General features: G+C 29.9%; 15 protein-coding genes and 1 other RNA gene. 13 read left to right on the top strand and 3 right to left on the bottom strand.

Going from position 1 to position 16,030, the window contains the following annotated elements; all coding sequences use genetic code 11:
• Window positions 1–12: 12 nt before the first annotated feature.
• Window positions 13–639, top strand: coding sequence for a pyridoxamine 5'-phosphate oxidase (gene pdxH / locus ACTTBI_RS00465; RefSeq protein ID WP_440652159.1), 627 nt, complete (start codon window positions 13–15; stop codon window positions 637–639).
• Here the strand turns inward: pdxH and ACTTBI_RS00470 are convergent.
• Window positions 636–1,649: a polyprenyl synthetase family protein gene (locus tag ACTTBI_RS00470; protein WP_440652160.1), complete on the bottom strand. Its 1,014-nt coding sequence runs from the start codon at window positions 1,647–1,649 to the stop codon at window positions 636–638. The genes pdxH and ACTTBI_RS00470 overlap by 4 nt on opposite strands.
• Before the next feature lie 114 nt (window positions 1,650–1,763).
• Between ACTTBI_RS00470 and ACTTBI_RS00475 the strand changes: the two genes are divergently transcribed.
• The 7 genes from ACTTBI_RS00475 (at window position 1,764) to ACTTBI_RS00505 (ending at window position 10,226) form a co-directional block, all read left to right on the top strand.
• The gene (locus ACTTBI_RS00475) at window positions 1,764–2,567 is read left to right on the top strand and encodes a S49 family peptidase (RefSeq protein WP_440652161.1); all 804 of its coding nucleotides are present in this window, start codon (window positions 1,764–1,766) and stop codon (window positions 2,565–2,567) included.
• On the top strand, window positions 2,533–3,429 hold the full coding sequence (locus ACTTBI_RS00480; protein ID WP_440652162.1) for a glycine--tRNA ligase subunit alpha: 897 nt from the start codon (window positions 2,533–2,535) through the stop codon (window positions 3,427–3,429). The genes ACTTBI_RS00475 and ACTTBI_RS00480 overlap by 35 nt, the downstream gene beginning before the upstream one ends.
• Window positions 3,429–5,495, top strand: a complete 2,067-nt coding sequence (gene glyS, locus ACTTBI_RS00485; protein WP_440652163.1) for a glycine--tRNA ligase subunit beta — start codon at window positions 3,429–3,431, stop codon at window positions 5,493–5,495. Before ACTTBI_RS00480 ends, glyS begins: the two co-directional genes overlap by 1 nt.
• Window positions 5,495–8,155: a pyruvate, phosphate dikinase gene (gene ppdK / locus ACTTBI_RS00490; RefSeq protein ID WP_440652164.1), complete on the top strand. Its 2,661-nt coding sequence runs from the start codon at window positions 5,495–5,497 to the stop codon at window positions 8,153–8,155. The genes glyS and ppdK overlap by 1 nt, the downstream gene beginning before the upstream one ends.
• Before the next feature lie 13 nt (window positions 8,156–8,168).
• A complete protein-coding gene (locus ACTTBI_RS00495) occupies window positions 8,169–8,375 on the top strand; it encodes a DUF1737 domain-containing protein (RefSeq protein WP_440652165.1) in 207 nt (68 codons plus the stop codon).
• 169 nt (window positions 8,376–8,544) lie between these two features.
• Complete coding sequence (locus ACTTBI_RS00500) at window positions 8,545–9,432, top strand: polysaccharide deacetylase family protein (protein ID WP_440652166.1); 888 nt, start codon at window positions 8,545–8,547, stop codon at window positions 9,430–9,432.
• An 8-nt stretch (window positions 9,433–9,440) separates the two neighbouring features.
• A complete protein-coding gene (locus ACTTBI_RS00505) occupies window positions 9,441–10,226 on the top strand; it encodes a formyltransferase family protein (protein ID WP_440652167.1) in 786 nt (261 codons plus the stop codon).
• 109 nt (window positions 10,227–10,335) lie between these two features.
• Here the strand turns inward: ACTTBI_RS00505 and ssrA are convergent.
• Window positions 10,336–10,632, bottom strand: a transfer-messenger RNA (tmRNA) gene (ssrA, locus tag ACTTBI_RS00510).
• A 4-nt stretch (window positions 10,633–10,636) separates the two neighbouring features.
• On the opposite strand from ssrA, the gene thyX reads away from it, so the two are divergent.
• Window positions 10,637–11,584 carry an FAD-dependent thymidylate synthase gene (thyX, locus tag ACTTBI_RS00515; RefSeq protein ID WP_440652168.1) on the top strand — a complete coding sequence of 316 codons (948 nt, stop codon included), beginning with the start codon at window positions 10,637–10,639 and terminating at the stop codon, window positions 11,582–11,584.
• Here thyX and ACTTBI_RS00520 read toward each other — a convergent pair.
• A complete protein-coding gene (locus ACTTBI_RS00520) occupies window positions 11,565–12,389 on the bottom strand; it encodes an Mrp/NBP35 family ATP-binding protein (RefSeq protein WP_440652169.1) in 825 nt (274 codons plus the stop codon). The genes thyX and ACTTBI_RS00520 overlap by 20 nt on opposite strands.
• Before the next feature lie 51 nt (window positions 12,390–12,440).
• On the opposite strand from ACTTBI_RS00520, the gene hflK reads away from it, so the two are divergent.
• Genes hflK through ACTTBI_RS00540 form a run of 4 tightly spaced genes read left to right on the top strand, consistent with a single transcriptional unit; the run spans window position 12,441 to window position 16,030 of the window.
• On the top strand, window positions 12,441–13,547 hold the full coding sequence (gene hflK / locus ACTTBI_RS00525) for an FtsH protease activity modulator HflK (RefSeq protein WP_440652170.1): 1,107 nt from the start codon (window positions 12,441–12,443) through the stop codon (window positions 13,545–13,547).
• Window positions 13,548–14,420: a protease modulator HflC gene (gene hflC, locus ACTTBI_RS00530; protein WP_262590310.1), complete on the top strand. Its 873-nt coding sequence runs from the start codon at window positions 13,548–13,550 to the stop codon at window positions 14,418–14,420. It begins immediately after the preceding gene.
• Window positions 14,421–14,427: 7 nt separating this feature from the next.
• Window positions 14,428–14,613, top strand: a complete 186-nt coding sequence (locus tag ACTTBI_RS00535; RefSeq protein ID WP_075506268.1) for a DUF2065 domain-containing protein — start codon at window positions 14,428–14,430, stop codon at window positions 14,611–14,613.
• Window position 14,614: 1 nt separating this feature from the next.
• The gene (locus tag ACTTBI_RS00540) at window positions 14,615–16,030 is read left to right on the top strand and encodes a Do family serine endopeptidase (protein ID WP_440652171.1); all 1,416 of its coding nucleotides are present in this window, start codon (window positions 14,615–14,617) and stop codon (window positions 16,028–16,030) included.

The raw sequence follows: 16,030 nt of genomic DNA on the forward strand, positions 1-16,030 counted from the left end.
TTTGTTTAAATTATGAATGAAAAAAACCAACTTGGTATTAACAGCTGCTTTTTAAATTTAGATGACCCAATTAAGTTATTTGAAATATGGATGGAAAAAGCTAAACAGACTGAACCAAATGATCCAAATGCAGTTGCGCTAGCAACTTCAAGTAAAAATAATGTTCCATCAGTCAGAATGGTGCTCCTTAAGGCTTTCAACAAAGATGGATTTGTTTTCTACACTAATTTAAATAGTCGAAAAGGTAATGAACTAAAGGAAAATCCTAACGCTTCAATGTGTTTTCATTGGAAAAGTCTTTTAAGACAAGTCAGAATTACTGGTACTGTGTCATTAGTTTCTGATGAAGTTTCAGATGAATATTATTCTTCGAGAGCATATGAAAGTAGAATTGGAGCATGGGCATCAAATCAGAGCCAAGAATTAAAAAATAGAGATGAATTAATAAATTCAATTAAGGTATATAAAAATAAATATTCTGATGAAACAAAAGTTCCTAGACCAAAACACTGGTCTGGATGGAATTTAAATCCACAAAATATAGAGTTTTGGTTAGATGGAGAAAATAGAATTCATGAAAGATTGTTCTATACAAAAAGCCAGAATGGATTATGGAATAAGTCTTTATTAAGCCCTTAAAAATTTCTTGCTAAACTAAAAGATGTAAGTTTTTTTAGAATTTCTTTTTCTTTAGTATCCCTGAATACACTTAAAGAATTTGATGCTAAATTAATATAGTGCTGAGCTTTTTGATAGCATTCATTTATAATCTTATATTTATTAATTAAACATATAATATTATTAAAATCTTCTTTTGTTCTCTCTTTTTTTTTAAATACTTCTTTTAGCTTATTTCTTTCATTGTTTTCTAATTTTTGGTAAAGCAAGATTATTGGCAAAGTAACCTTTCCTTCAAAAAAATCTTTTCCTATTTTTTTTCCAAATAACTTTAATTCAGAATTATAATCTAATGTGTCATCTGCAATTTGAAAAGTTAATCCCAAATTCCTTCCATAAAATTCTAGTGCATCTTTTTCTTTATTTTCTACTTCAGCTAAAATTGCACCTACTTTTGTTGAAGCAGCAAATAGTTCTGCAGTTTTGGCAGAGATAATTTTTAGATATGTTTCTTCAAGCATATCAACTTCATTATTATGTTGTAGTTGCAATACTTCTCCCTGGGCAATTTTAGATGAAGTTGATGATAATAATTTTAACACCTCTAAGCTTCCATCTTCTACCATCATCTCAAAACATCTGCTTAAGAGATAATCTCCAATTAAAACCGAGGAATGATTACTCCAAATTTTATTTAAAGTTTCTTTACCTCTTCTAATCTCACCTTCATCGATAACATCATCATGCATCAAAGTTGCACTGTGAATAAGTTCCACACAAGCTGCTAGATTTATATCTCTTGAACCTTTTGAGTAACCACATAATTTAGCACTTCCTAACGTTAATAAAGCCCTAAGTCTTTTGCCACCAGTTTCTATATGATAATTAGTCATTTTTTGAACTAATTGAACATCACTAATTAATTTAGATTTTATTCTTTCTTCAGTCAAAGCTAGTTTTTCTTCAACAGATTCTCTTAATTGGAAATATGAATTATTTATCTGGTTTTTAAGCTGTACAACAGTTCCCATATTAATTTTAAATTAATATAAATAAGCTATATTTATTACTTATCATTTGACGCACCTATTTCTTCAATTATAAGTAGTCTTTATAATCAACTAAATATTCTGTAAGAGATAAATATGTTCTCCTTTTTAAAAAAGAAAAAAATTGTTTCACATATTAAATTAAATGGTGTTATTGGTAATGCTGGTAAATTTAAGCAAGGTATTGATTTTGCAGGACAGGAAGAAATTATTAAAAAAGCTTTTTCAATAAAAAAAGCTGCTGCAGTAGCAATATCAATCAATTCGCCAGGAGGTTCACCTGTACAGTCACATTTAATTTATAGTTTTATTCGTCAGCAAGCTAAAAAAAGTAATAAGAAAGTTATTTTTTTTGCAGAAGATGTTGCTGCATCTGGGGGATATCTTATCTCATGTGCTGGAGATGAAATTTATGCAAATTCAAGCTCAATTATTGGGTCTATAGGGGTTATATATTCATCGTTTGGTTTTACTGAATTAATTAAGAAAATAGGTGTTGAGAGAAGAGTTCACACAGCTGGAAAGAATAAGAGCACACTTGATCCTTTTATGGAAGAAAAAGAAGAAGATATTCAAAGACTTAAAAATATTCAATTAGATTTACATCAAGATTTTATAAATGTAGTTGAAAAAAGTCGTGGAGCAAAATTAAATAAAAAAGAAGTAGAGTTATTTTCTGGTGAATTTTGGTCAGGCTCTAGAGCTAAAAACTTAGGATTAATAGATGGCATAGGAGATGCACATGAAATCTTAAAAGAAAAGTTTGGTGAAGATGTCGTTATTAAAAAATTTGAAAAAACAAAAGGATGGTTAAGTCAAAAACTTTCATCTTCAAATCATGTTGACCAATTTGCAAATATTTTAGATGAAAGATCAATCTGGCAAAGATATGGTTTCTAAATCAAAAGAGAAAATTCTTACATTTCAAGATACAATTTTAAATCTTCAAAAGTTTTGGAGTAAAAAAGGATGTGTAGTTCTCCAACCATATGACATGGAAGTAGGAGCGGGTACATTTCACCCAGCAACTACATTGAGGTCATTAGGAGCTAGACCTTGGAAGACAGCATATGTGCAGCCATCAAGAAGACCAACTGATGGAAGGTATGGAGATAATCCAAATAGACTTCAACATTATTATCAATTTCAAGTTCTTATAAAACCTTCGCCTGAAAATATTAAAAAACTTTACCTTAATAGTTTATCATCTATAGGAATTGATCATTCAGATCATGATATTAGATTTGTAGAAGACGATTGGGAAAGTCCAACATTGGGAGCTGCTGGTCTTGGTTGGGAGGTATGGTGTGATGGCATGGAAATTACTCAATTTACCTATTTTCAACAGATGGCAGGATTTGAGTGCAAACCTGTTTCTGTAGAAATTACATATGGATTAGAAAGAATATGCATGTTTATTCAGCAACAAAAAAATGTCTACGATCTGTTATGGAATGATGATGGTATAAAATATAAAGAGGTATTTCATCAAGCTGAGAGAGAATTTTCGGCATATAATTTTGAACATGCAAATGTAGAGTCACTTTTTAAAATGTTTGATATGCACGAGTTGGAAGCAAAGTCATTAGTTGAAAAAAAAATTTCACTACCAGCTTATGATCAATGTTTAAAAGCAAGTCATGTATTCAATATATTAGATGCACGCGGAGCAATTAGCGTTGCTCAAAGAGCAGGATATATTGCAAGAATAAGAGATATTACAAAATCAGCTGCTAGTATTTGGTTAGATAGTCAAAAATAATGTCAGAATTTTTCTTAGAATTGTTTAGTGAGGAAATACCCTCAAATTTACAAAAAAATTTAAGAGAAAATTTACTAAAAAGTTTTAATGAATTTTTTTTAGAAAAAAATATTAAATTTAAAAAAAGTTCGTCTTACTCAACACCCAATAGGTTATTAATTTTGTTTGAGGGAGTTGAAAAGAAGATAGTTTTAAAATCTGAGGAAATAAAAGGTCCGAGCACAAAGTCTCCAAATGCTGCGTTGGAGGGATTTGCGAGATCAAATGGTGTTTCAAAAAAAGAATTGTTTATAAAAAAAACAGATAAAGGTGAGTTTTATTTTTATAAAACTAGATCAAAAAAATTAGATACGCATACATTATTAGAAGGAGCCATACCTCAAATACTGAATAAAATTCAATGGAAAAAGTCAATGAAATGGTCAAATTATGAACTATTATGGGGTAGGCCATTAAAATCCATCTTATCCATCTTTGATAAAAAAAAACTAAATTTTAAATTTCATCATTTAGTTTCATCTAACTCGACATTTGTAGATAAAGAATTTGAAGAAAAGAAAAAACTATTTTTAGACTTTAAAACATATAAAAATTTTTTTAAAAAAATGGATATACTTATCGATCACACTGAGAGAAAAGATTTAATTGAAATAAAATTCGATATTATTTTAAAAAAAAGAAATATAAATATTGACAGCGATCCTAAGCTTCTTCAGGAAGTAGTCGATTTAACTGACCAACCTAACATAATTGTTTGTGAATTTGATAAAAAATTTTTAAATATACCTAAAGAGATTTTAATACTAACCATGCAATATCACCAAAAGTATTTTCCTACTTTTGATAAAAAAGGAAACATAACAAATCAATTTTTGGTAGTAGCAAACAATAAAGATAAAAAAGGATTAATTAAACTAGGAAATGAAAGAGTAGTTGAAGCAAGATTAAGTGATGCAGAATTTTTCTGGAAGAAAGATAAAGCTCAAAACATGGTCAAAAAAATTTCTGATTTAAAATTAATGAATTATTTCAGAGGTCTTGGAAATTATTTTGATAAAGCTCAAAGAATGAGAAAGCTTGGTGCCATTATTTCTGATGAGTTATTAATTAGTAAAGAAAAAGTAGAATTATCAGCATCGATTAGCAAAGTAGACTTGTTATCTGAATTAGTTGGTGAATTTCCAGAACTTCAAGGAATTATGGGAGGTTATTTTGCTAATGTCCAAGGTTTTGATAAAGAAATATCACTTGCTGTTAGTGAACAATATTTACCCGTTGGATCTGGAACAAAAATTCCTAAAAAACCTTATAGCATCGCTTTATCTTTAAGTGACAAGATTGATACTTTAGTTGGATTTTTTGGTGTGAACCAAAAGCCAACAAGTTCTAAGGATCCCTTTGCCTTAAGAAGATTAGCATTAGGGATTATTAGAATTATCATTGAAAATAAAAAAGATTTTAAAATTAGAGATTTAATAAATTATTCTTCAAGTTTGTACCAGGATCAAGGATTTGAATTTGAGAATAAATCTTTACAAAAAGAGTTGCTAGATTTTCTATTAGAGAGGTTGAAATATTATATGAAGGAGGAAAATATCCGAAATGACATAATACAAGCTTCAATAAGTTCTTTTAACTTAGATCAATCTGTAATTATTTTTAATAAAGCAAAAAATTTAAATAAAATAATTAATAAACAAAACGGAATAGATATTATTTCAAGCTATAAAAGAGCATCAAATATTCTAGAAAGTGAATTAAAAAAAGATAAAATTGAATTATCTAATACAACTGATCCTGGTATTTTTAAAACTGAACTTGAAAAAAATCTATTTAAAAAAATTAATGAATTAAGGAAATATTTTTCAAGTATTAATAATGATGAAAATTTTGTTCAAACATTGGACAATTTAGCAAGAATTAAAAGAGAGGTATTTGATTTTTTTGATAATGTAATTGTAAATGAGGATGATCTGATAATTAAGAAAAATAGGCTAGAACTAATTCAAATGATGTGTAAAACATTCGATAATTATGTTAACTTTTCTTTAATCGAGTCTAGCTAATGACGAAACTCATATTAAACTTTAATTCGAAACAGTCTAAAAGTATTAAAAATCCAAAAAATTTTTTAGGTGGAAAAGGTGCTAACCTTTCTGAAATGGGCAGAATGGGTTTGCCAGTTCCTCCTGGTTTTACAATATCTACTAAAGTTTGTGAGATTTTTTATAAAGATAAAAAAAAATTGAATAAAAATTTAATTTCTCAAATTAAAAAAGAATTACAAATTATAGAAAAAGATGTTTCTAAAAAATTTGGAGACTTAAAAAATCCTTTGTTATTATCTGTTAGATCAGGTGCTAGAGTATCTATGCCAGGAATGATGGATACAATTCTTAATTTAGGTTTAAATGATAAAACAGTAAATGCGTTAGCTTTGAAAACTTCCAATGGGCGATTTGCCAAAGACAGTTACAGAAGATTTATTCAAATGTATGGAAACGTTGTTATGGGTGTAGAGAGCTATCATTTTGAAGAATTAATTGAAAATTATAAATTAACAAAAGGTGTTTTGTTAGACACGGACTTAGATGAAAATGATTGGGATGGTTTAATTGAAGATTTCAAAAGAACAGTAAAAGAAAAAACAAAAAAAGAATTTCCTCAAGATGTATTTCAACAATTATTTGGAGCAATTAGTGCTGTATTTTTATCATGGGAAAGCAATAGAGCAAAAGTCTATAGAAAATTAAATCAAATACCAGCAGAATGGGGAACAGCAGTCAACGTTCAATCAATGGTTTTTGGTAATATGGGTGATGATTGTGCTACTGGAGTTGTATTTACAAGAAATCCATCAGATGGATCAAATGAAATATATGGTGAGTACTTAATTAATGCACAAGGCGAGGATGTTGTTGCTGGTATAAGAACACCTCAATATATAACAAAGAAGGCAAGAAAAAATGCTAAAGTTGAAGAACCTTCAATGGAAGAGTCTTTGCCAAAAGTTTTCAAAGAATTAAAAAAAATTTTAAAAAAATTGGAAAAACATTACAAAGATATGCAAGATGTAGAATTTACGGTTGAGAATAATAATCTGTGGATGCTTCAAACCAGATCTGGAAAAAGAACTGCAAAATCTGCGGTAAAAATTGCAGTTGATATGGTTAAAGAAAAATTAATATCAAAAAAAGAAGCTGTATTAAGAATTGATCCAAATTCTTTAGATACACTTTTGCATCCTACACTTGACGAAAAGAGCACAATCAATGTAATAGCTAATGGTTTGCCTGCTTCTCCAGGAGCAGCAAGTGGAAAGGTTGTATTTACTTCAGAAGAGGCTGAAAGATTAACTTCGATGATGCAAGACACTATCTTAGTAAGAGTAGAAACTTCACCTGAAGATATACAAGGAATGCATGCTGCAAAAGGGATTTTGACGGCTAGAGGAGGAATGACGAGTCATGCCGCTGTAGTTGCAAGGGGTATGGGAAGACCATGCGTATCTGGCTCAAGTGAAATTGATATTAATTATGAGATGAAGACATTTAAAACATCTTCAATGGAAATTAAAGAAGGTGATGTTATTACTATAGATGGATCAACTGGTAGAATTATAGCAGGTAGTGTGGAAACAGTTAAACCAGAGATATCTGGAGATTTTTCCAAAATAATGACTTGGGCAGATAGTTTTAGAAAATTAAATATTAGAACAAATTCTGAAACACCTAAGGATACCAAAACAGCAAAAGATTTTGGAGCCGAAGGAATTGGTCTTTGCAGAACAGAACACATGTTTTTTGATGAAGAAAGAATTTTATCAGTAAGGGAAATGATTTTGTCGAAAACTAAAGAAGATAGATCAATTGCATTAAAAAAACTTTTACCTCATCAAAAAAAGGATTTTGTTGAAATATTTAAAATTATGAGTGGATTACCAGTTACAGTAAGATTGTTAGATCCCCCTCTTCATGAGTTTTTGCCTCGAACAGATAAAGAAATTAATGAAGTCGCAAATATTGTAAATCTTCCTGTAAAAGAAGTAGAATCTAGAATTGATGAATTGCATGAACAAAATCCCATGCTTGGTCATAGGGGATGTAGACTTGGAATATCTTTTCCTGAAATATATGAAATGCAATGTAGAGCAATATTTGAAGCTTTAGCTGAGCTCAAAAAAGAAAAAATTAAATCTGCTTTTCCAGAAATTATGATCCCATTAGTGTCTACTGAAGCAGAAATAAAAATTATGAAAGATTTAGTAATTAGAATTGCAAGTGAAGTTCAAAAAGAGCATAAATTAAAAATTGAGTTTATGGTAGGTACGATGATTGAGCTTCCTAGAGCAGCTATAAAAGCCAGAGATATTGCTAAACATGCTGAATTTTTTAGCTTCGGAACTAATGATTTAACTCAAACTACATTTGGAATAAGCAGAGATGATAGTGGAAAATTTTTAAATGATTATATAGATAATAAAATTTTTTCAATTGATCCGTTTATTTCAATAGATGATGGAGTTGGAGATTTAATAAAAATAGCTGTTGAAAAGGGAAAAAGTCAAAATAAAAATATAAAACTTGGAATTTGTGGAGAACACGGTGGTGATCCTAATAGTATTTTATTTTGCTCAAAAGCTGGATTAAATTATGTTTCTTGTTCTCCATACAGAGTTCCTGTAGCAAGATTGGCTGCTGCACAAGCCGAATTAAAAGATAAATAAAAGAGAGAATTTTATGAAAGGATATAGATTTATTACTGATGATGACACATCAAAATTTTGTCACCGTGTTACCGAGGCTTTGTCAAATGGATGGACTTTATATGGCGAGCCAAAAATGACATTTGATAAAAAGAGAGGTGTTATGCGTTGCGGACAGGCAGTATTAAAAAATTCACCTAAAAAAAAATACTCAAAAAAAATTAATCTACAAAATATCTAAACAAAATTATTTTGTTTTTATCCCTTAATTGATGATAAAAATAGAACGATATCTTTTCAAATACTTTAATAGAAATTTATTATTTTTTTTTATTTGTTATAATGTGTTGTTTGCTGTCAACTTTTTATTGGCTCTTAATATTTATGTTTAGTTGTGTTAGAAACTATCAATGAAATCTATAATGTATCATTATGTTAGGAATAAGAGCAAATTGTTTCCTAATCAAAATATACTAGAAGAAAAAAAATTTGTTAATCAAATTAAGAAATTTTCAAAAACTGGTTTAATAAGCTCTTACGAAGATTTATTTATTTCATCTAATAAGTACTTGCCAACTTTTGACGATGGTTTTAAAGACCATATTTATGCTGCTGAGGTTTTAAAAAAATATAATTCTATAGGAATTTTTTTTATTCCTACAACACCGATTAAAAGTAATAGAATATTAGATGTTCATAAAACTCATTTAATACTTGGTAAAGTAAAAAGTTCTGAAGCATTAAATGAATTAATAAAATATCTATATAAGAATAAGATTGTTAAATTTATTAATAAAAATGAAAAATCAAAATATAAATTGGCTTATAAACAACAATTTGACACAGATGATAAGAAGCAATTTAAAAAAATAATGAATTATTACGGTGATTTAAAATTAAAAAATAAAATTTTAGATTATTTATTAAAAAAATTTGAAATTAATATTAAACCAAAGGATTATTATTTGAACAAGAAAGAAATAAAATATCTCAATTCTATAGGAATGATAATAGGTTCTCATAGTGAAACTCACACTTTGTTATCAAGACTTTCATATAGAGAACAATTTAAAGAAATAAATAATAGTAAAATATATTTGGAAAAAATAATTAATAAAAGTGTCGATACTTTTTGCTATCCTTATGGTGGTAAAATTTCTTACAATGACAATACTTTAAAAATACTTAAAAAATTGAAATATAAATTAGCTTATAGTGTAGATTATAGGGATATATCATTTAATGATATTAAAAAAAAACCTTATGAATTACCAAGATACGATTGTAATTTATTTTAATCTTTTATATGAAAGTTACTTTATTTACTTCTAATAATTATAGGCATAATTATTTTATTAATTTATTATCAAATATATGTGATGAACTTTATGTAATTCAGGAATGTAAAACTTTATTTAAAGGAAAAAATAATGAAAAATATCAAAACAAAAATATAATTGATGAATATTTTAATAAAGTTTTAGAGGCACAGGACAAAATTTTTAAAAAGGAATTTGTAAATAAAAATAATAAAACAATTAAATTGCTTCCAGTTTTGTATGGCGAAGTTAATAAATTGCCTTTATCATTTTTAGAAAATTTTCTTAAAAGTGACATTTATGTTGTTTTTGGTTCTAGTTATATTAAAGGTGAACTTTTAGATTTTTTAACTAAGCAAGGATCAATAAATATTCATGCTGGTGTATCGCCTTATTACAGAGGTGCTGATTGTAATTTTTGGGCATTGTACGATGACAATCCTCATTTAGTGGGTTCCACAATTCATTTACTTTCTAAAGGATTGGATAGTGGTCCAATACTCTATCATGCTATGTCAAACTTAAAAATAAACCCTTTTGAATACACTATGTCTACTCTAAAGTCAGCATTTCACTCTGTCTCTGAAAGAATTCAAGACGGTACAATTCTTACAATTAAACCTTTAGTTCAAGATGAAAGTAAAGAAGTAAGATATTCAAAGAAAAGTGAATTTAATGAAGAAATAGTCAAAAAATATTTTAAAAAAGAAGTTAATTTGAATAAAAAAAAAATTGATAGTTCTTTATTAAAAGATCCATTTTTTTTAAAATAATTTCTGCACTATTGTACTTGCAAAAGCTATTATAATACTTTGATCGAGAGTCCAAACTTCTTGCTGTTTTTAAATTGATATTTGAATTGGATTAATGGTTTTCGTTAGTTAAGGGGCGTTCTGTTGCCAGGTGCCCCGGACCCCGTGCTTAATTAACTAAGTTAATTATGCAGCAAGTGCGTAACTTTCGTTAGCAATTATAAATTAGCCCGTTACGGTGGAACAATCCCGAACGAAAGAATAGCCTTTAGTCACCCGTCGATTCTAGTTCACCCCCGTAAGTTGTAATGGTGGAGGTGGTGGGTACTGCCCCCACGTCCGCAATGGTTATTACGAAATTCGTTTATCGTCGTAGTTGGAAATCCAACATTAATAATATAAAAGTAATTACAACAGATTCAATAACAATCATGAAATTAACAAAAGAACAATCAGAAGAAATAAAAAACCAGCAATCCCAAAGCAATCAAACTAAAAGAGTTACCGCTCCAGAGCTTGAAAAGATACTCTATGAAGCGCTGCCAGCATTAGATCATGGATTTGTAAGAGTAGTTGATTATATGGGTGATGACACGTCTATAGTTCAGTCAGCAAGAGTATCTTATGGAAAAGGAACAAAGCAAGTTTCAACAGATAAAGGTTTAATAAAATACTTGATGAGACATTGGCACAGCACGCCATTTGAAATGTGTGAAATAAAATATCATATTAAACTTCCAATATTTATTGCAAGGCAGTGGATCAGACATAGAACTGCCAACGTAAATGAATACTCTGCAAGATATTCAATTCTAGATAAAGAATTTTATTTACCAACTAAAGAAAATTTAGCAGCGCAATCTACTAGCAACCGACAAGGAAGAGGAGATGTCCTTGAAGGAAAACAAGCAGAAGAAGTTTTGGAACTTTTGAAAAGTGATGCAGAGAGAACTTATGACAATTATGAAACAATGCTTAATGAAAGATATGATGGTTCAACAATTGACGAGAATAAAAAAGGATTAGCAAGAGAGCTTGCAAGAATGAACCTAACATTAAATACTTATACCCAGTGGTATTGGAAAACTGATTTATTAAATTTAATGAACTTTTTAAGGTTAAGAGCTGATAGTCACGCTCAGTATGAAATAAGAGTTTATGCAGATATAATGTTAGATACAGTTAAAAAATGGGTACCAACAACTTATGATGCATTTATGGATTACAGAGTAGGTGGAACAGAAGTTTCTGCTAAGGGAAAAGTTATAATTCAAAAACTTATTAAAGGTGAAAATGTCGATGTTGAAAGCTCAGGTCTATCTAAAAGAGAATGGAATGAATTAATGGCTGCTTTTGATCTTAAAGATAAGTTGATTTAATCTTTTCAGCAAAATCTAAATATATTTTTGAAATTTGATGGTCTGGGTTTGATTCGACTATTGGTTTTCCTTGATCACCAGAATTTCCAACATCAGGATTTATTGGTATTTCACCTAAAAAATCTTTTTGAAATTCTTCTGCTGTTTTTTTTACTCCACCTTCCCCAAAAATTTTATACTTCTTTCCATCATCTCCAACAAAAAAACTCATGTTATCAACTAAACCTAAAATTTTAACTCCAAGTTTATCAAACATTTTAATTCCTCTTTTTACATCCAAAAGAGCAACTTCTTGTGGAGTTGATACTATGATTGCACCATCCATTTTAATTTCTTGTGAAAAAGTTAACTGAGTGTCACCAGTTCCTGGAGGCATATCAACAATTATAAAATCTAAATCTTTCCAATTAACCTTCTGAGTAAAAGTTTTAATTGCACTCGTCACCATTGGACCACGCCAAATCATCGGAGTTTGCTGATCTGCTAAAAATCCAATTGACATACATTGAATGTTATATTTTGTTATGGGGTCTAATTTTTGGCCGTCACTTTTTGGCTTTTCATTAATATCAAACATTTTTGGAATTGAAGGGCCATAAATATCAGCATCTAACAATCCAACTTTGCATCCAACTTTTTTTAAAGCTAGAGCAAGATTCGTTGCAAATGTAGATTTACCTACACCACCTTTTGCACTTGAGATTGCAATAGTAAACTTAGTTCCTAGAATTGGATTTTTTGTAAAAACTCTAGGCTCCACCTTCTTTTTTATTGCGTCACTTAGTTCTGTCTTTTTATCTGACATAAAACTATCCTTACTTGTTTTTTGCTATAAAGACACTATATACTTTGACATATGTCAGATGATTTCAGAGGCAGAGGCGGAAGCCCATGGGGAACACCTCCAGGAGGTGGTAGTGGAGGCAATGGTTCTGGAAAAGGACCAACACCACCAAACGTAGATGAAATCATAAGAGAGTTTCAAGATAAAATAAGAAAGTTTTTACCTGGTGGAAAATCTTCAGGTGGAAAGTCTATTGGATTAATTTTATTAGTGTTAGCCTTTGTATGGCTTGCAAGTGGGCTTTATAGAGTATTACCTGATGAACAAGGAGTTGTTCTTAGATTTGGAAAATTTGTTAAGACTACTCAACCTGGATTAAACTATCATATTCCTTTTCCAGTTGAGACTGTTCAAACTCCAAAAGTAACTAAAGTAAATAGAATCGATATTGGATTTAGGTCTGAAAGAGATAGTGGTTTTTCTACAGGTGGAGGAGTTGCAGATGTTCCCCAAGAAAGTTTAATGCTTACTGGTGATGAAAACATTGTAAATATCGATTTTTCAGTATTTTGGGTTATCAAAGATGCTGGAAATTTTTTATTTAAAATTCAAGATCCAGTAGGAACTGTTAAAGCAGCCGCAGAAACAGCAATGAGAGAAGTAATTGCTAAAAGTGATATTCAACCAATATTAACAGAAGGTAGATCAAGCATTGAGATTGAAACTCAAGAAATTATTCAAAGCATTTTAGATGATTATGAAAGTGGAGTACAAATTACTCAGGTACAAACGCAAAAAGCTGATCCACCTGATCAAGTAATTGATGCATTTAGAGATGTTCAGGCTGCAAGAGCAGATATGGAAAGATCTAAAAACGAAGCTGAAGCTTATGCAAACGATGTGATCCCAAGAGCAAGAGGGGAAGCACAGAAAATTTTACAAGCTGCAGAAGCTTATAAAAAAGAAGTCGTTGCTAAAGCTGAAGGTGAAGCTAGTAGATTTTTAGCAATTTACAATGAGTATGCTAAAGCAAAACAAGTGACTCAAGAAAGAATGTTTCTTGAGACAATGGAAACTGTCCTAGCAGACATAAACAAAATTATTATAGATAAAGAGTCTGGTTCAGGTGTGGTGCCATATCTACCATTACCAGAGCTTAAAAAGAAAGAGACAAATTAAATGAAAGCTGGAAAAATAGTAGCTGGAATATTAGTTTTAATTGGTGTTGTAGCGTTCCTATCAGTAATTATAGTCAAAGAAGTTAATCAAGCGATAATTCTTCAATTTGGTGATCCAAAAAGAATTATAATGAAACCAGGTTTAAACTTTAAGATTCCATTTATTCAAAACGTTGTTTATTTAGATAAAAGGATTTTAAATTTAGATACACCGCCAGAGGAAGTAATTGCATCTGACCAAAAAAGATTAATTGTTGATGCTTTTGCGAGATTTCAAATAGTTGATCCTTTGAAATTTTATATTTCTGTTGGAGACGAAAGGGTCGCAAGATCAAGATTATCTACGATTATAAACTCAAGAATTAGAAATGTTTTGGGTCAAGAAGAATTACAAACTTTGCTATCACAAGATAGATCAAAACAAATGTCTTTGATTAAAGATGGAGTTAATAACGAAGCGCAAAATTTCGGAATAAATATTGTAGATGTAAGAATAAAAAGAGCTGATCTTCCTACAGCAAACAGTGATGCAATTTACAGAAGAATGCAGACTGAGAGGGAAAGAGAAGCGAAGGAATTTAGAGCAAAAGGTGCCGAGATGGCAGTAACAATTACTTCGACTGCTGACAAAGAAGTAACCGTGATATTAGCAGATGCTCAAAAACAATCAGAAATTATGAAGGGAGAAGGTGACGGTGAAAGAAATAAAATCTTTGCAGATGCTTTCGGACAAGACCCTGAATTCTTTTCTTTCTACAGATCAATGCAATCTTATAGTAAAGCGTTTACTGCAGGTGAAACCTCAATGATCTTGTCCCCAGATAGTGAATTTTTTAAATTTTTTGGAAATACAACTCCCGATATTAAACAATAATTTTTAGATGAATGAGCTAGTCATAGCTTTTGGTCTTTTTTTATTTATAGAGGGAATTTTATATGCCTTATTTCCAGCAAAAATGAAAAGTATGCTTAAAAAACTTGAACTTGTTAAAGATAGTCAATTAAGATCAGGTGGACTTATTTTTGCAGTTATAGGTTTTGTGATTATTTATTTTATTAAAAGTTAATATGAAAAAATTAAAATTTATTATTTTAACAATTATATTTTCTTTAAGTTTTTCATTACAATCAAACTCTAGGCCTGTTCCAGCATCATTTGCAGACCTTGCAGAAAAATTAATGCCTTCTGTGGTAAATATTTCTACATCAACTACTGTAGTTACAAACAATAACTCTTTTCCATTTCAATTCCCTCCAGGTTCTCCATTTGAAGATATGTTTAAAGAATTTGGAACACCTCAAGAGAGAAAATCAGCAGCTTTGGGGTCTGGATTTATTATAGATGAGAAGGGAGTAGTGGTTACAAATAATCATGTAATTCAGGATGCTGATGATATTATTGTTAGAGTTAACGGAGACCAAGAATATAAAGCAAAAGTGCTTGGCGCCGATCCTTTGATGGATATAGCAGTGTTACAATTAGATACAGAAGATAAATTTAAACCAGTTGGCTTTGGAGACTCTGATAAAGCAAGAATTGGTGATTGGGTTTTAGCAATTGGAAATCCATTTGGTCTTGGTGGGACAGTAACTGCTGGAATTATTTCAGCAAGGAACAGATCTATTGGGTTATCAAGATATGAAGATTTTATTCAAACAGATGCATCAATAAATTCAGGAAATTCAGGTGGACCTTTATTTGACATGGAAGGAAATGTAATTGGAATTAATACAGCCATCTTAGGAAGAAATGGTTCTATTGGTATAGGATTTTCAATTCCATCCAATAGTGCTCAACAAGTAATTAAACAATTAATTGAGTTTGGTGAAACAAAAAGAGGTTGGCTAGGTGTAAGAATTCAAGATGTAACAAAAGAAATTGCTGAGGTTGAAGAACTAGATAAACCAAGAGGTGCTTTAGTTGCAAGTGTTGCTGAAAATAGTCCTTCTGAAAAAGCAGGAATTCAGGCTGGAGATATTATTTTAGAGTTTAATGGAGTTGAGATTAAACAAATGAAAGAGTTGCCAGCAATTGTTGCAAGAACAGAAGTTGGAAAAAATGTAGATGTAAAAATTTGGAGAAATAAAAAAGAAATAACTAAAAAGGTTTTGTTGGGAAGATTAGAAACCTCTGATGACTTCAAAGTAAGTGAAAATCCAAAACAAGATGAAAATAATTTAGATGAAATTGTAGAGAGTTTAAGAATATCAGTAAGACCTTTAACTAAAGAGGATATAAAAAACCGTAAATTACCAAACCAGACAACAGGATTAGTAATTACTAATATAGCTAATAACAGTCCTTTAGTAAATTCAATTGAGATCAATAGTATTATTATTGAAGCTCAGAAGAAAAAAATTAAATCTGCGGATGATTTAAGAGACATTACTCAAAAAGCAATAAACTCAAATCAAAAAACTATTTTAATTGCAATTTATAACAATCAAAATCAACGAAGATATATTGGCGTTAAATTAGATTAG

It is taken from the genome of Candidatus Pelagibacter sp. HIMB1542 (genome assembly GCF_052047835.1).
Classification (GTDB): Bacteria; Pseudomonadota; Alphaproteobacteria; order Pelagibacterales; family Pelagibacteraceae; genus Pelagibacter.

What these genes read in the sequence shown, in the direction of transcription:
- pdxH (WP_440652159.1), top strand. Translation starts at nt 13, where the DNA reads ATGAATGAAAAAAACCAACTTGGTATTAACAGCTGCTTTTTAAATTTA.
- ACTTBI_RS00470 (WP_440652160.1), bottom strand. Translation starts at nt 1,649, where the DNA reads ATGGGAACTGTTGTACAGCTTAAAAACCAGATAAATAATTCATATTTC.
- ACTTBI_RS00475 (WP_440652161.1), top strand. Translation starts at nt 1,764, where the DNA reads ATGTTCTCCTTTTTAAAAAAGAAAAAAATTGTTTCACATATTAAATTA.
- ACTTBI_RS00480 (WP_440652162.1), top strand. Translation starts at nt 2,533, where the DNA reads ATGAAAGATCAATCTGGCAAAGATATGGTTTCTAAATCAAAAGAGAAA.
- glyS (WP_440652163.1), top strand. Translation starts at nt 3,429, where the DNA reads ATGTCAGAATTTTTCTTAGAATTGTTTAGTGAGGAAATACCCTCAAAT.
- ppdK (WP_440652164.1), top strand. Translation starts at nt 5,495, where the DNA reads ATGACGAAACTCATATTAAACTTTAATTCGAAACAGTCTAAAAGTATT.
- ACTTBI_RS00495 (WP_440652165.1), top strand. Translation starts at nt 8,169, where the DNA reads ATGAAAGGATATAGATTTATTACTGATGATGACACATCAAAATTTTGT.
- ACTTBI_RS00500 (WP_440652166.1), top strand. Translation starts at nt 8,545, where the DNA reads ATGAAATCTATAATGTATCATTATGTTAGGAATAAGAGCAAATTGTTT.
- ACTTBI_RS00505 (WP_440652167.1), top strand. Translation starts at nt 9,441, where the DNA reads ATGAAAGTTACTTTATTTACTTCTAATAATTATAGGCATAATTATTTT.
- thyX (WP_440652168.1), top strand. Translation starts at nt 10,637, where the DNA reads ATGAAATTAACAAAAGAACAATCAGAAGAAATAAAAAACCAGCAATCC.
- ACTTBI_RS00520 (WP_440652169.1), bottom strand. Translation starts at nt 12,389, where the DNA reads ATGTCAGATAAAAAGACAGAACTAAGTGACGCAATAAAAAAGAAGGTG.
- hflK (WP_440652170.1), top strand. Translation starts at nt 12,441, where the DNA reads ATGTCAGATGATTTCAGAGGCAGAGGCGGAAGCCCATGGGGAACACCT.
- hflC (WP_262590310.1), top strand. Translation starts at nt 13,548, where the DNA reads ATGAAAGCTGGAAAAATAGTAGCTGGAATATTAGTTTTAATTGGTGTT.
- ACTTBI_RS00535 (WP_075506268.1), top strand. Translation starts at nt 14,428, where the DNA reads ATGAATGAGCTAGTCATAGCTTTTGGTCTTTTTTTATTTATAGAGGGA.
- ACTTBI_RS00540 (WP_440652171.1), top strand. Translation starts at nt 14,615, where the DNA reads ATGAAAAAATTAAAATTTATTATTTTAACAATTATATTTTCTTTAAGT.